Consider the following 13,895-nt stretch of genomic DNA (forward strand, 5'->3'; position numbering starts at 1 on the left):
GGCCGCACACGCCCCATTTTCCCTAACCGAAGAATGGGTCTCCATGAAAACCTCGGCCACTTCACTGCTTCTCGCAACCATCGCGATAGTCGCTTCCCCGACGGTTGCCGCCAACGCGAGCGACACCGACCCCGTCCCGCCGGTGGTCGCCGAGGTGCTTGCTGACGCCTCGACTGAAGCGGTGCTCGACGGCACCTCGGTGCAAGTCGACACGGCAGGTGTCGCGATCGAACTTCCCGCCGACCCTTCGGAGCCAGTCGTCCTCGCAACGGATGTCGGGACCGAGGTGACCGTCGGGCTACCCGTCTCCGGGGAAGGTACCTCGCAGCTCAAGCCTGAGGACTCCGCAGTTGTGCACGACTCCGGGGACGGTTCCGAGATCATCCCGCTCGTGCGGGAAGACGGAACTCTGCAGATTCTCTCAGTGCTCGACGACGAGCGTTCTCCGACCGCATTCAGCTACCCGATCTCGGCCACCGCCGCAGTTGCTCTTGTCGAGATTCCTGGTGGCGGTGTGGCGGCAATCGACGATGCTGGCGACGCCGTGATTGAGATCGAAGCTCCGTGGGCGCTGGATTCGCGCGGCCGTGACGTCCCTACCAGATTCGCCATCGACGGAATGACCTTGACGCAGACGATCGACACCTCGTCGCTCACGCCGGACGACTTCCCTGTGGTCGCCGATCCCGCAATTACAGTGACCACGTACCAGTACTCGTACATCAACGTGAGCCGCACCTACAACTGGGCGAACAAGTCCAAGCAATTGGGAATCTGTAAAGTCCTCTCCGGTGCTGGCGGCGGAACGTGCAAGATCTCCACGAGCTACAGCGTGACGGGCAGCGCGAATGTCGACTTCGGCCTCACGGCATCGGCAGTGTCGGCAGGCATCGGGATCAGCGCGTCTCGTACTGTGACGGGAACGGTCAGCTGGACTTCGCCCAAGGCACCAGTCGGAAGCGCCTTCAAAGCCTGGTCCGTAGGCACGAGAGTTACGTACCAGATTCAGAAATGGAAGGTGACGAAGGCCGGTGGAATCACGACTCGCAAGCTCGTAGCCACGTCCTCCACTCTGAGCGCGTTCGAACCGGTGAAGGGCTTCGCGGTGGGGCAATGATGTGCGATAGCGTTCGAAGACTAACCGCCAAAGTCGCTGCCTGGACGCTCGCAATCGGCACATTGGGATCCGGTATCCGGTTTGTTGTGAGTCCGATCGTGGGTGTCTGGGTGCCGGACGATTTCGGCGAGTGGGGGGTAGTCGATCGCGACGTCACGAGCCTTGGTGTGGCCCTACTCATCACTGGCTTAGCCTTGCTTGCTGGCCTTCTGGTGTTGGAGGCATATTTCGGCATCCGCTCGACGCCACCAGACGACAGCTGAGGCCGTCGCCCAAGTGCATACCTTCCAAATGAGCAGGGGGGAGCTATGTGTGGACAGGCGGCCGATGTGACCGGACGTGATTGGTCATCGCATAGTGCGGTAGCGTGTCTCACGTGAGGGTCGCTCGTTCTTTCGGCACTCGTTGATCGTGATGTCGAGGGAGTCGCCGTGACCTTAGCCGTGATGCACGTATCTGCTCGCGTCATTTGGATGGTTGCCGCCATTTCACTCGCGCTTGGCGTAGCGGTTCCTGCCGCGTCGGCAGCGGCGGTGCCGGATGTCACACCCGGGGTGACCCGAATCTCAGGAGCCGACCGCTACGAAGTATCCGCCCGCGTCGCCCAGGAGACCTATGACCCAGGGGTTCCTGTGGTCTTCATTGCTACGGGCGTCACCTTCCCCGATGCCCTCTCGGGTGCTGCCGCGGCCGGCGCCGAAGGCGGGCCGGTCCTCCTCGTGAAGCAGAGCGCAATTCCGGCGTCGATCGCTACAGAACTCAACCGTCTAGACCCGGAGCGCATCGTCGTTCTGGGCGGCACCAACTCGGTCTCCGCGAGCGTTCAGGCCCAGCTCGCCGCCTACACCGACGGCGACGTGACGAGAATCGGCGGTGCGAACCGCTACGACGTCTCCGCAGCGATCTCCGCGACGACGTTCCCGGCGGGAGTGGCCACAGCGTACGTGGCCACAGGGTCGAGCTTTCCCGACGCCCTCTCCGGTGCGGCGCCGGCAGGTTCGTCAGGTGCCCCGGTTCTTCTCGTGAAAACCACGAGCATCCCGGCGAGCGTCGCAGCCGAACTCGAGCGGCTCGCGCCGAGCGACATCGTGGTGCTCGGCGGCACGGCATCCGTCTCGACAGGCGTTGAGACTCAGCTGGCCTCCTACACGGATGGCTCGGTCGAGCGTGTAGCCGGGGCTAATCGCTACGAGGTCTCCGCGGCTCTCTCGGCCGAGTCGTACGCGCCCGGAGTTCCGGTCGCCTATATTGCGACGGGCAAGAACTTCCCGGATGCTCTCTCGGGGGCGCCCGCGGCGGCCGCGCAGGACGGACCCGTATTACTTGTGAATCAGGACACGATCCCGGCGGGAGTGGCTCAGGAGCTGTTACGGCTGCGTCCCGCCACCATCGTTATCCTCGGGGGTTCGGCGTCGGTGCCGTCGAAGGTTGAGTCGGATCTTGTTCGGTATCTCCGCAATGCCCCGTCCGACGTGTGTGGACCTACCGAGTCAGATGTCATGTGGAGTGGCACTGTCACGGTGAGTTGCTTCACGTTTATCGGGCAGCAGACGAAGCTCACCATTCTGAGCGGCACCACAATCCTCATTGAGGAAGACGCAAGGCTGACAATCGGAGGTGAGCTCGTCATACCAGACGGCTCAAGCGGCATTCGAGTCATCGGCCCCGGTGCGGATGGCCTGCCACAATATCATTATCATTTCGACGTGTGGGGTCGGGCCGAAAACATCCAGGGTGTGGCCTTTACGGGCGTCACTGTTCAGTTCAACTCCGGCGTCCAGTCACTCAGTGAGAGTACGTTCGAAGACTCCGCCGTGAACTACGCCGGAGATGGACCGATGTACAGCAACCGATTCGTGGGAACGCCCCTTCGATTGCGGCATTGGGACTTGGCGAATGCCCCATTCGACGGACCCGAAGCGAACTCATTCGCGGGTACCGAGGCAGAACGTACAGTAATGCTCTACGCGACGGTACTCACGGAGGCAACGCTGTCGCCGGCATCCGGTGCGCTATTCAGCGGCCACGTTGACGTTTTCGGCGGAACTCTCAATGTGTCTCCGGGTACTCAATTCGTCGATGTTTCGATCAAAGCTTGGGGCACCCTTTCCATCCTCGGCACTGAGGACGATCCCGTCGTATTCGAGGGCACATCCAGCAACTCATCGTCCTTGCCCGGTCAGATCGAGCTCGGTGGCGATGTCACCATTCGCCATGCCCGGTTCGGTCAGTCAACCCTGCCAGCGGTTTACAACTCTTCGATGTCTCCAGCATCGCTCACGATCTCCGATTCGTATTTCGAGGCACCTCTCGTGCTGAGGGGCTTTGCAGGTCGGCCGGTCATCGAGCGGAACACATTTGCGAGCGTTCTCGCTCCAGATCCTCAGGGCGGGCCGAACGATACCAAGCCGTTGCCGATGCAGCTCCAGGTCGACGACCTATCTGGGGTCGTGCTTGATGGAGGGGAAAATTCCAACGTGTTCGAGGAGAGCCCGTTCACGCAGGTCGTCAACTTCAACGGCGAAATTGCGGCTGAAAGCTCGATGACCCTCTCGCCTGATACTGGCGCGGTATACGCCGGCCTTATCCAAGTTGCGGGAACCTTGCATGCTCAACCTGGGACTGTGTTCAAAGGCGCGCGCATTCGCGTGGTCGAACTGGGCAGCATCGACCTTGCGGGGTCGAGTTCTAAGCCAGTCGTCTTTACCGACTACGCTGATGACTCCATTGGAGAGGACTCCAGCAGGTGGGATGAGTTCCCAGTCTGGGAAGACAACGTTCTCAACGAAAGAGCATGGGTGGATTTCGACGGTCTGCGATCGTGGTCACCGCACCTTTTTACCGTTCCTTCACGAATCAGCTTCACTGAGTTTCGAAATGCGGCCTACGCGATCGAGCTGGGGCAGCGATCACAAGTCGATATTCGCGATTCCCGATTCACCAACGTCCAGACTGTTGTTGAAGCTCCGTTGCGCGAGTGGCAGCCCGAGTCGATGCCCGAATCGCCCTGGCAGCATCTCCCCTGCCTTCCCCCATTCTCGTCGGTGGCGACGATTGAACGGACTTGGTTCGGGGATTCTGGCAAGGCAGCAATCGATGGCGATCCGGAAGCACTCGTTCTAGCCCTAGGCACGGGCCCGTTGCCCCAGGCTTACCCAGATGGCGCACTCAGCTCTGTACAGCGAGCAGCGCTAGAAGAACAGTGGAACGCAATCATGTCCAGCACCGCGGCGCTGGAATCGGGGTCGTCCGGGCAGTCTTCCTATCTAGTTCCGTGGGATACGTACACGTGCCACACGCCCAGCGGTACCATCCAGTTCCCCTGGCTCCCGGTGCGCATCACCGAAACCCTCGCGCCGTCTTTCTGATAGCTCAGTAGTCCGTGCGCTCCGCGTTCGCGAGCCAGGCGTCGAAGGGTGCTGCCGCGTTCGCGGGGCGCACGGCGTCGATCGTGACGTCCCACTCGGAGCGGGGGCGTGCGAAGAGTTCGTAGAACTCGCGGTCGTCGAAGCCACCTCGGGCCGCGTCATCCCGATCCGCTGCGAACACGACGCGATCGACCCGCGCCCAGAGCGCTGCCGACAAGCAGAGCGGGCACGGCTCGCACGACGTGTAGAGGGTGGCGCCAGCGAGCGAGAAGTCACCGATGGCCTGGCAGGCGGCCCGGATGGCGGTGACCTCCGCGTGAGCGGTGGGGTCGAGGTTCGCGGTCACGCGGTTCTGGCCTTCGGCCAACAGTTCGCCGTCGCGGACGATGAGCGCGCCGAATGGGCCGCCGCCAGCAGCAACGTTCGCAACTGCGAGCTCGATGGTGCGCGCAATCCACTCGGCGTCGGTGCTTGCCGATGCCGTGCTCACGCGAGCCCCGCAGACGGCAGCCAGGCGTCGCCGGCGGGGGGAGCGTCATCCGTCGTCACGGTCGCTTCGATGAGACCGTACGGGCGGTCATCCGCGTGGAAGACCTCGCCGTTGTTCTCGATGCCGAAGCGCTCGAGATCGTAGAGGAAGTGGTGCTTGTTGGGTGCTTTCAAGCGCACCTCAACGAGCTCCGGCACGGCTTCGATCGCTGCTTTGCCCATGTGCCAGAGGGTCTGCTGAAGCGCCAGCGACTGCACGATCGCGAACTGCTCGACCATCGCCTGCTTGATGGTGTCGTAGGCAGTGTTCCAGTCGGCGGGCACCGCACCGAAGCGCCATTCCGCGACGAGGGATGTCGCCATCACCCGGTCGTGCGTCGGTTCAAGTGTCGTGAACTCATCCACGAGAAAGTCGGCGAACTCGGAGCCGGTGGATTTCAGGATGACGAGATCCTTGAAGCCGCCGATGACGTGCTCGCCCGTTGCATCCACTGTGATCGCAGCGGTGCGCACCTCCTGACCTTTGCGGACCCATGTGTGGTCGTGCTCAACCCCGCCGACCGAGACGCGGTCCCAGTCGTACTGCTCGATCTCGATGCGTGCCCCCTCGACGGGCTCGACGTCGCGGACGAAGTGGCGTGCGAGCGCCAGGCCGTACGCCTCGATCGACTCGACGCCCTCCGTCTTCGCGTAGGCGTACGCGGTGTTCTTCTGCGTGTCCGTCGGCAGCACGTTCGACTGATCGCCGACGAGGTAGGCGGGTTCGAAGGGCCCGCGCAGCGCCGTGGTCACATTGATGTCGCGAATCTCGTGCCGAGGGGTGTCGCGCACGAACCGCACGATGCGGTTCTCCGCCTTGCCGTATTGATTGCCGCCGAGGATGATTCCCATCCCCGGATTCTCTCAGCCCGATGTGACGGCGGTGTTACCCGGTCCCCCTTAAGGCGGACAAGCGAGCGGATTTCAGCGATTTCGCGTCATGAGAGCTCCGAAGCCCCCTCTCATCTGCGTTGCCGGGAACCGCATCCCTGCGCCCTGACGAAAGGTGTGGGATGCGAATCCTCTCGACGCTCGTGCTCGTTGTCGCCGCTCTGGCGCTCCCAGTAACGGCGCCCGCAACGGCGGCCGAACCGGTCTGTTCCGAGCTTGTCTCCTCTGCCCCGTGCGATTCCGACCGCGATGGGTTCAGCGACAGTCTTGAGAAGAAGGTCTGCGGCACGGCGACGTGTGCGACGGGTCGGGAAGACGAGGACTCGGACGGAATTCCCGACACGAGCGAGTTCATCGTGTGCGGTGAGGCGACGTGTGCTGAACCGGAGATCGACACCGACAAGGACGGCATACCGGACTTCGCCGAGATCTACGTGTGCGGTGAGGCATCCTGTTCGACCGGCCGGGAGGACAGCGACGGCGAAGGCATCGGCGACTGGGTCGAGTTTGTCATCTGCGGCAATCGAGCGTGCGCTAATGGCACTGAAGACTTCGACGCGGACGGAGTCTCGGATGCCTGGCAACTCGCGGCGTGTGTCGTGAAGTACGACATCACGACCGCCGGGAGAATCGTCGTCGACGAAGACTCCGACGGCGAGGTCATCACCGTTCGCGAGGTCACCGAGCGCGATGTCCTGCAGTGGTGGCCCCTGATCCCGGCGATCGGACTCTTCGCGATCGGCCTCGGATTCTTCATTGCCGCGATGCGCCGCCGCCAGGCTGAGGACGAGCCCATCGAGGATTCCACCGAGCTGCTGGGCCTGAACCAGTGAGGCTCGGGCGTGCGGCCGTTGCGGCTACCACGATAGCCGCGATCGTTGTCGGCCTGGGAGCTACTCCGGCCTGGGCATCCGACGCGGAGCGATTGGCCTGGATGCTGCGCGATCGCACCATCGCGCAGGCCAGGGCGGCCGCCGAGTGGGAGACGGTGGATGCCGAGAACGCCCCCGCACCGGAGGAGCCGGTCGCCGAGGCGACCCTCAACCCGGGCACTCCCGTCACGGTGGAGGCGCCCGAGTTGGGTGCCACCGTCGAGTTCTCGGGCTTCGAGGTCGACGAGCAGCTGACGATCGAGGCGAGCCCGCTGCCCGAGGAGGTCGCGGCATCCGCCGAGTCGGAGCTGGCCGCGCAGGTTGTGGCCGCGCCGTTCGAGGTCACGGCGACGACGGCGGCGGGCGACGAGGTCACGGAGTTCCCGGCCGAGCCGACCTTCGATGACCCGGATGCAGCGCAGCCCGTCGTCACCGAGGTGACAGTGGATGCAGGACTTCTACAACGTCTGGCGACCCCTCTCCGACCGGCTCGAAGCAACCGCTCCACTCATCGGAGCACTCAGCGGCGCCGGAGTGCGAGCGCAACCCGGTGGCTCAATCGGTCGAGTCACCGTCGTGCCACCGGGCGCCGTTGCGCCGCCCAGAATTGGCAACTTCTCGAACCCGACGATCTCCCCCGGACCGGCCTGGGAGTGGCGGGGAGCGCCAGGAAGCTCGCCGGGCGGAGCCAACGGTGCATGGTTCAATCCCACGACGCGCGAGTCACTGCATCCGGACTTATCGCACCCTGCGCCGATCGGGCCGCACTGGGATTGGAAGTCTCCGGATGGTGTGCAATATAGGGTCTACGAAGATGGGAGGATCGTTCCGAAATGAACCTCGATGTGAGTGCTTCTGAGTGGCTCCTCGATTCCTTGGGGAGGGGGTCGGGATTCTCGGTCGGCCTTCGGGATCTGCGACCAGTCGTCCGCTCTTGGACGTTCATCGGGGCAGGGTCTTTGCCTACATCTGGGTTCAGTGATGTAGGGCGGGGGGTGTCCCCAGCGCTCAACGTCACTTTGCTCGCGAACTATCTGGCGACGATCCCCGGTGCAGTTCTCCTGGTCGAGGACATGCTCCTGCGAAAAGATGATGGCCCCGAAGGTCAAGTTCACTTTTCGGGAGAGATTGGTCTCAGGGAGGTCCCGATCTCGGAGGGCGCTCAAGCGATCGTCGCAGCGACGTCCTGGATGAGCAACTCAGTTGTCCTCTCGTCTCCGACAGAGGTTTCGGGTGGCGCTGTGTTGGATGAGCAAACCAGTCTGCGTATCTATGACGAGATCAATGTCGTCATCACGAGCGTCTTCGATGCGGAAGCGTATATTGCCTTCGAAATCACTCTGCTCTCCAGGAACAGTCGACGATTTTGAGTTTGTGCTGAGCATGGCCTCTCGTAGAGCGCTGGGAGCTACCAGATCTCGCATCGCGGGAGAACATGGGTTGTCTAGACCTGATCGGCAGACATCTCGGAGGGACGGCTCCAATGTGTTGGTTTTGTGGACTGAGCATGACCTCCCGTGTCGATTAGAGTGTGCGACTGGGCATCCGGTATGGCGCGGCCGACCAGCGATAAGTCATGGGCTATCCCCACGTGTGGGATCCGTTCGAGTCATGGACCCCACGGATTCGAAGCAAAACGGCTACGTGATGTACCAGAACTCCAACCCGACGAACCCTCAAGTAGTCAATCCGGTGACAGGACAGACTATGAAGAAGTCCGATCCGTACTGGCACATTGAGTTTGGCCCAAACGACTAGAGGACACGAAAATGACGACCACAGTTGAGCAACTGATTGAGCCGGTTGCCCTGAACAAGCTCGCATCGGAAGCGTTTCCTACCGTTGATCTTAAGGGCGGCATCTTGGACTATGCCGAACCGTTCGACGTTAGATGGCAACCATGGCGAGGTAGCGTAGCGTCGATCCTCAGGCTGGGTGACGATAACCTCAGCATCGGCGACTTTGCACTTCTCGTTTGCCGACGAGTGTCGCAGTTTTCGTACCGCACGGAGGGTCGATTTGTTACTCCAAGTTTCCGGGCGATCGGAAAGCACTCCCTCGCGGTCGGCGACGGGATCATCGCGACTTTCGACCTAGCGCGAGGCGAGTCTGTCTCGTTTGAGTGCGAGGGTGTCGTTCTCGTTACGGGCCAGGTATCGAAGCCTGGACATCCGGATGCCTATCCGGACTATAGCGAGATGGACGAGGCATACCTGTCGACGCTCCAGCAGTCCTGGGACTACGCCATCAATCCGGTTACCTTCACTTCGCTGGGGAAATGGAGTTAGGACCACGCGAGAGTTTTGGGAGGAACGTTGTTTCAGTGGCGAAAGTGAGCGCCTGGGTCAGCGCGTCTCGAGCGCAACCGCTGCCAAAGGAGTAGTTATGTATGGCCTCGATAAACACGCTGACCTCAGCTTCCTGCCAGCATCCGTCTTCATCCAGCTCCGAGTGGGCCAGAACGAACTAGTCCTCGCCTTTGATTCAGACGCGCTCGTCACTGTTGAGGAATCTATAGAGATCGGGATGCCCGGCAAGGAATCTTGACATGAAGACCTGCTCGGTGCAGTCCCTGCGTTGCTTGGGCTCCTCGGCAAATCAGTGATCTCGTATGAAGTCCGATCTGCTCATAGCATTCGAGCCAGATTTGCGTATGGTGATTCTCGACAGCTCAACTCAATATGAGAGCTACCAGATCTCGCGTCGCGGCAGAACTTGGGTTGTCCAGCCCTGATCGGCAGACACTGGTTCAGACTCAAGGTCGTTTTGTTGGAGAACCAACGGTGTATGCACGGGAGTTAGAGATGCTCGGAGAAGCGGGGTATCGTCGCGTCGGTGATTACATGGTGCCGAATTGATTAGCGTTCTCGGCCTTCTGGACAATGCTCCCCTCGAAGACGGATTCGATTTGACGGTGTGGTTTGCTCGTATCGAGCAGTCCCTCTCCGGCGATTATCAGGCATGGAGATCGGCCGTCGTCAGTCCCAACACCCTCAGTAAGGGCCAGGGTTGGGCCCTGTTGGGCTGGATCGAGGTTGCGGCTAGTGAGGTCGTTCGCAATCGCTCGCGTGAGATTCTTGTCAGTGCGGTGTTCGCAATGGCGTTGGTGTTGCGCAGCCCCCTGGATACTCGCGATTGTGCTGTCGTAGCGGCGCTGCTGCGACGCGCGAGCGCGCTCGCGGGGCTGGATTACCGGTCCGCTGTAGCTGAGGGATGCGCCCGTGCTGGCGAGCCGGATGGAGATGCTCGACGACTCTTCGAAACCGCGTCGGAAGACGTGCCCTCAACGCACATCGAGTCGGGAGAAGGTAAATCATTCAAGTCCGTTCGGCTGCCGTCGGATATCGACATTGAGCGCCTTGAGCAGTGGCTTGAGAGCGGCAATCCGTGGTGAGCACCCGTGCTGTCCTCGCTGTGGTCGCTGAGGACGAGCAGTGATGGGCCGGTCTGACGCTGATTCGAGCTCACGCTTACCAAGCGAGATTCTGAGTTGAACAGATCTGACCTCGCCTCCTACCTTCAGCAGAAGGGGGTCCCAGAGGACTTCTACTCCCTAGAAGGTGGAAACCCCTCAGAGGCCATGGTGCTCGATTATTCGCGATCGAATCTCTGGTACGTGTACTACTCGGAGCGCGGGAACGGTGTTTTGGAGCGAGTTTTCGCTCGCGAGGAAGACGCCTGTGATTATTTTCTCGAGCCCCTGCGGCGCGGATATGGATTTGTTCTGCCCGATCTGTAGCCAGAGTGGAGTGCCGAATCGGCCGCGTTACACCCCGGTCACACGAGGGGCGTAGGGTCGCGGCATCCGTTGCCGAAGGGAGCCGACATGGCCTTCGAAGTGCCCACCGTCGACATCACGCCGTACGTGAAGGGCGGCTCGCCCGAGGAGAAGGCGGCGGTCGCCAGAGCGTGGGATGACGCGTGCCGCACGGTCGGGTTTGTGCAGGTGATCGGACACGGAGTGCCCGACGAGACCATCGACGGGCTCAAGCAGGCGATCGACGACTTCTTCGCCCAGAACATGGACACGAAGATGCTCATGCGCACCCCGCGCGGCGTCAACCGCGGCTACTCGCCGCCGAAGTCGGAGAGCCTCAGTCTGTCGCTCGGTGTGGTCAATGCATCCCTCATGAACGACTTCTTCGAGGCGTTCAACGTGGGGCTCACGCGCGCCGACTACCCGGGCGTCGACCTGCCGGAGAGCGAGTACCAGGAGAACGTCTGGCCGGATGTTCCGCTGTTCCGGGATCGGGTGATGGCGTACTTCGCCGAGGCGCGGCGGGTGGCGGAGACGCTCGTCACGATCTTCCCCGACGCGCTCGAACTCCCCGCGGACTTCTTTGCGGACGCCACGACCCACAACACCGCGACGATGCGCATCAACAACTACGCGCTGCCGCCGGGCACCGTCGACCTCGATGGGGAGCTCCGCGGCATGGGGGAGCACACCGACTACGACATCGTGACCGTGCTCTGGGCCGACCAGGTGAAGGGGTTGCAGGTTCTCGGCACCGACGGCAGCTGGAACGACGTCAACCCCGCCGACGGCGCGCTGCTCGTGAACCTCGCCGACAACATGGCCGGCTGGACCAACGACCAGTGGATGTCGACCCTCCACCGAGTGAAGCCGCCGGTGATCGACGGGCGCATCGAGCGGCGGCGCAGTGTTGCGTACTTCCATGGCGGTCGCCCGGATGCCGTGATCGCACCGATCCCGGAGCTGCTGGCCCCCGGCGAGGAGCTGCACTACGAGCCGATCACGGTCGCGGAGCACCGCAAGGCGAAGCTGGCGGGCTCCCGCGGTGGGCGGCTGAACACGAAGGCCGAGCGTGAGGCGGCGCGGGTCCGGGCATCCGCGGGGTAGCGGCTCGCTTGCGACGGCGGAGGTTCCTAACCGAACCGCGTCATCACTCGGTCGCCCGCCGCACGCATTACCGTGAGTTCAGACCCTGAGCCGTGGACCTGGACGGAACGGCGACGCTTTCTGCGGCGCGTCATTGCGGTGATCTGGATCCTCTATGGCGTGCCTGCGCTCATCTTTTCCTTGGATTACCTGTATCCGCCGATTATTGCTGTGAAGCTCGTATTGCTCCTGGGCACTCCGGCGGTTCTGCATCTGTTGTGGGTGTACTTCTCCGAGTACTACGAGTTGCCGGGGCCGCGAGTTCGACTCAGTGACCAGATGTTGGCCCAGGTGTCTCGAAACACCAACCACAAGTACGAGTCTGCCGTTGCCCGATTGCCCTCCGACATGTCGGACCTGCCCCTACTCGGCGCCGAGGATCCAGGTCCGCATCCCACTTTGCGGGTATATTCGAGCTTCGACACGTGGCTGCTCAACGGAGCGTTGGCGGCTGGGCTTCTTGCGGCAAGACCCAACAAGGGGATGTCCATCACCCTGCTGGTCGAGCCTTCAGGCATCACCGTCCTAGGCGGATGGTGGCGGCCAGCGATCCTCTTCACTGTTCCGACGACGCAGATATGCGGTCTCTGGGACGGCGACAGCATCTCGACGATCGGAGATCGTGACGTGCTCGTGGTTGTGGTGTGTACGGAGGACGGCCAGGTGCTGCTGCCGTTCGACGTGAAGCACTGGAACGATGGCGGCGCGAAGAAGTTCAGGACTCAGGAGCTCATCGAGCGGATGGGCGGAGTTCTCGCAGTCTGAAGTTACCTCCGACCGTCGGACATGCCTGAGGTAAGCCGATCGGCCCTTCTGGTGGGGGTGAAAGGGGCGGAACGGCTTACCTCAGAGGGAAGGTCGGGAGAGGAGGGCTCCGGCGGTGGGGGGAGCGCCACTCACCCACGTGCGACGCACCGCGCCCCGCAGCTCGCGCCCGTCGTAGGCGGAGACGGGGTTGCGGTGCAGGAGCTGCTCCTTGTGCACGGTCCACGTGGCATCCGGGGCGAAGGCGACGAGGTCGGCGTCGGCTCCGACGGCGATGCGGCCCTTGGCTGGAAGCCCCACGAAGTCGGCCGGGCCCCGCGACATCCACTGCAACACTCGCTCAAGGCCGATGCCGCGTCGGGCGGCCTCCGTCCACACCGCGGGCAGTTCGAGCTGGAGGCCCGCGATGCCGCCCCAGGCCTCCTGGAAGTCGCCGCCTCCCCGGGTCTTGAGGTCTACGGTCGCGGGGGAGTGGTCGCTCACAACGATGTCGATGTCGCCCTCGAGCAGCGCCTGCCAGAGGAGGTCGCGGTTCGCGTCATCCCGAATCGGAGGGCAGCACTTGAACTGGGTCGCGCCGTCGGCGATCTGCTCCTCCGAGAGCGTGAGATAGTGCGGGCACGTCTCGACGGTGATGGGCAGGCCCTCGGCGCGCGCGGCCCGCAGTTCCGGCAGGGCTGCGGCAGACGAGAGATGCAGGATGTGGGCGCGAGCACCCGTGCGCCGCACGCCCTCGATCACGTTGCCGATGGCGGTGATCTCCGCCTCGTCGGGGCGAGACTCGACGAACCGGTGGTAGTCGCGTCCGCCGTGGTTGGCGTGGGCGTCGAGCACGGCCGGGTCCTCGGCGTGGACGATGAGGAGGCCACCGAAGGAGGCGATCTCCTCGAGGGCGGAAAAGAGCTGCGGGGTGTCGAGGTGCCCGAACTCGTCCACGCCCGACGGCGCGAGGAAGGCCTTGAACCCGTAGACACCAGCCTCGTGCAGCTCGCGCAGCGTTCCGAGATTCTCGGGTACCGCCCCGCCCCAGAAGCCGACATCGATCACGGCCTTCTCCGCCGCGACGGCGCGTTTCAGATCCAGCGCCTCGACGGTGGTCGTCGCGGGGATGCTGTTGAGCGGCATGTCGATGATCGTTGTCACACCCCCGGCAGCGGCGGCGCGGGTGGCGGTCGCGAAACCCTCCCACTCGGTGCGGCCAGGCTCGTTCACGTGGACGTGCGTGTCGACGACACCCGGGATGAGCACCTCGTCCGGTGCAAGCGTGACGACCTCGTTGCCTGTCAGCCGTAGCTCCGAGACTGAGGCGATGACGCCGCCCCGAATGCCGATCTCGCGAGGCACGAACACCCCGTCGACGAGCACGGATGGCGCGCGCACGACCAGCTCGAAATGCTCTGTCATCGTGCCGTCCGATCCCGTGGTGCCGTAGTGGCTACCATTGAAACAGA

At 62.9% G+C, this 13,895-nt stretch carries 15 protein-coding genes and 1 pseudogene; 12 read left to right on the forward strand and 4 right to left on the reverse strand.

All coding sequences use genetic code 11. The features are described from left to right. Window positions 1-43 precede the first annotated feature (43 nt). The 4 genes and pseudogenes from LH407_RS11295 (at window position 44) to LH407_RS11305 (ending at window position 4,485) form a co-directional block, all read left to right on the forward strand. Window positions 44-1,117 carry a hypothetical protein gene (locus LH407_RS11295; protein ID WP_322133887.1) on the forward strand — a complete coding sequence of 358 codons (1,074 nt, stop codon included), beginning with the start codon at window positions 44-46 and terminating at the stop codon, window positions 1,115-1,117. 86 nt (window positions 1,118-1,203) lie between these two features. Continuing rightward, complete coding sequence (locus LH407_RS11300) at window positions 1,204-1,380, forward strand: hypothetical protein (protein WP_322135018.1); 177 nt, start codon at window positions 1,204-1,206, stop codon at window positions 1,378-1,380. A 210-nt stretch (window positions 1,381-1,590) separates the two neighbouring features. Beyond that, window positions 1,591-1,932: pseudogene (locus tag LH407_RS14220) on the forward strand (cell wall-binding repeat-containing protein); the annotation flags it as partial. A 42-nt stretch (window positions 1,933-1,974) separates the two neighbouring features. After that, window positions 1,975-4,485, forward strand: coding sequence for a cell wall-binding repeat-containing protein (locus tag LH407_RS11305; RefSeq protein ID WP_322135019.1), 2,511 nt, complete (start codon window positions 1,975-1,977; stop codon window positions 4,483-4,485). Window positions 4,486-4,489: 4 nt separating this feature from the next. Here the strand turns inward: LH407_RS11305 and LH407_RS11310 are convergent, their stop codons facing one another. Further along, window positions 4,490-4,975, reverse strand: a complete 486-nt coding sequence (locus LH407_RS11310; protein WP_322133885.1) for a nucleoside deaminase — start codon at window positions 4,973-4,975, stop codon at window positions 4,490-4,492. Beyond that, on the reverse strand, window positions 4,972-5,865 hold the full coding sequence (gene pucL / locus LH407_RS11315; RefSeq protein WP_322133884.1) for a factor-independent urate hydroxylase: 894 nt from the start codon (window positions 5,863-5,865) through the stop codon (window positions 4,972-4,974). The genes LH407_RS11310 and pucL overlap by 4 nt, the downstream gene beginning before the upstream one ends. 161 nt (window positions 5,866-6,026) lie before the next feature. On the opposite strand from pucL, the gene LH407_RS11320 reads away from it, so the two are divergent. Beyond that, window positions 6,027-6,737: a hypothetical protein gene (locus LH407_RS11320; RefSeq protein WP_322133883.1), complete on the forward strand. Its 711-nt coding sequence runs from the start codon at window positions 6,027-6,029 to the stop codon at window positions 6,735-6,737. Here the strand turns inward: LH407_RS11320 and LH407_RS14235 are convergent. Then, on the reverse strand, window positions 6,658-7,209 hold the full coding sequence (locus LH407_RS14235; RefSeq protein WP_456061976.1) for a hypothetical protein: 552 nt from the start codon (window positions 7,207-7,209) through the stop codon (window positions 6,658-6,660). The two genes, LH407_RS11320 and LH407_RS14235, sit on opposite strands and share 80 nt — an antisense overlap. Window positions 7,210-7,223: 14 nt before the next feature. On the opposite strand from LH407_RS14235, the gene LH407_RS14240 reads away from it, so the two are divergent. The 7 genes from LH407_RS14240 to LH407_RS11355 all read left to right on the forward strand — a co-directional run bounded on the left by LH407_RS14240 (window position 7,224) and on the right by LH407_RS11355 (window position 12,444). Continuing rightward, window positions 7,224-7,613 (forward strand): polymorphic toxin type 37 domain-containing protein, encoded by a 390-nt coding sequence (locus LH407_RS14240; RefSeq protein ID WP_456061977.1) that lies wholly within the window; start codon window positions 7,224-7,226, stop codon window positions 7,611-7,613. A gap of 158 nt (window positions 7,614-7,771) precedes the next feature. Then, window positions 7,772-8,146: a hypothetical protein gene (locus tag LH407_RS11330; protein WP_322133881.1), complete on the forward strand. Its 375-nt coding sequence runs from the start codon at window positions 7,772-7,774 to the stop codon at window positions 8,144-8,146. A gap of 399 nt (window positions 8,147-8,545) precedes the next feature. After that, the gene (locus LH407_RS11335; protein ID WP_322133880.1) at window positions 8,546-9,064 is read left to right on the forward strand and encodes a hypothetical protein; all 519 of its coding nucleotides are present in this window, start codon (window positions 8,546-8,548) and stop codon (window positions 9,062-9,064) included. A gap of 97 nt (window positions 9,065-9,161) precedes the next feature. Next, on the forward strand, window positions 9,162-9,323 hold the full coding sequence (locus LH407_RS11340; RefSeq protein ID WP_322133879.1) for a hypothetical protein: 162 nt from the start codon (window positions 9,162-9,164) through the stop codon (window positions 9,321-9,323). Between the two features lie 307 nt (window positions 9,324-9,630). After that, window positions 9,631-10,170, forward strand: coding sequence for a hypothetical protein (locus LH407_RS11345; RefSeq protein WP_322133878.1), 540 nt, complete (start codon window positions 9,631-9,633; stop codon window positions 10,168-10,170). Window positions 10,171-10,602: 432 nt separating this feature from the next. Further along, complete coding sequence (locus tag LH407_RS11350) at window positions 10,603-11,640, forward strand: isopenicillin N synthase family dioxygenase (RefSeq protein ID WP_322133877.1); 1,038 nt, start codon at window positions 10,603-10,605, stop codon at window positions 11,638-11,640. A 72-nt stretch (window positions 11,641-11,712) separates the two neighbouring features. Then, entirely contained in the window at window positions 11,713-12,444 is a 732-nt protein-coding gene (locus tag LH407_RS11355) for a hypothetical protein (RefSeq protein ID WP_322133876.1), read from the forward strand. An 81-nt stretch (window positions 12,445-12,525) separates the two neighbouring features. Here LH407_RS11355 and allB read toward each other — a convergent pair whose 3' ends face one another. Continuing rightward, entirely contained in the window at window positions 12,526-13,848 is a 1,323-nt protein-coding gene (gene allB / locus LH407_RS11360; RefSeq protein WP_322133875.1) for an allantoinase AllB, read from the reverse strand. Window positions 13,849-13,895 lie beyond the last annotated feature (47 nt).

It is taken from the genome of Antiquaquibacter oligotrophicus (assembly GCF_020535405.1).
In the GTDB taxonomy this organism is placed as follows: Bacteria; Actinomycetota; Actinomycetes; order Actinomycetales; family Microbacteriaceae; genus Rhodoglobus; species Rhodoglobus oligotrophicus.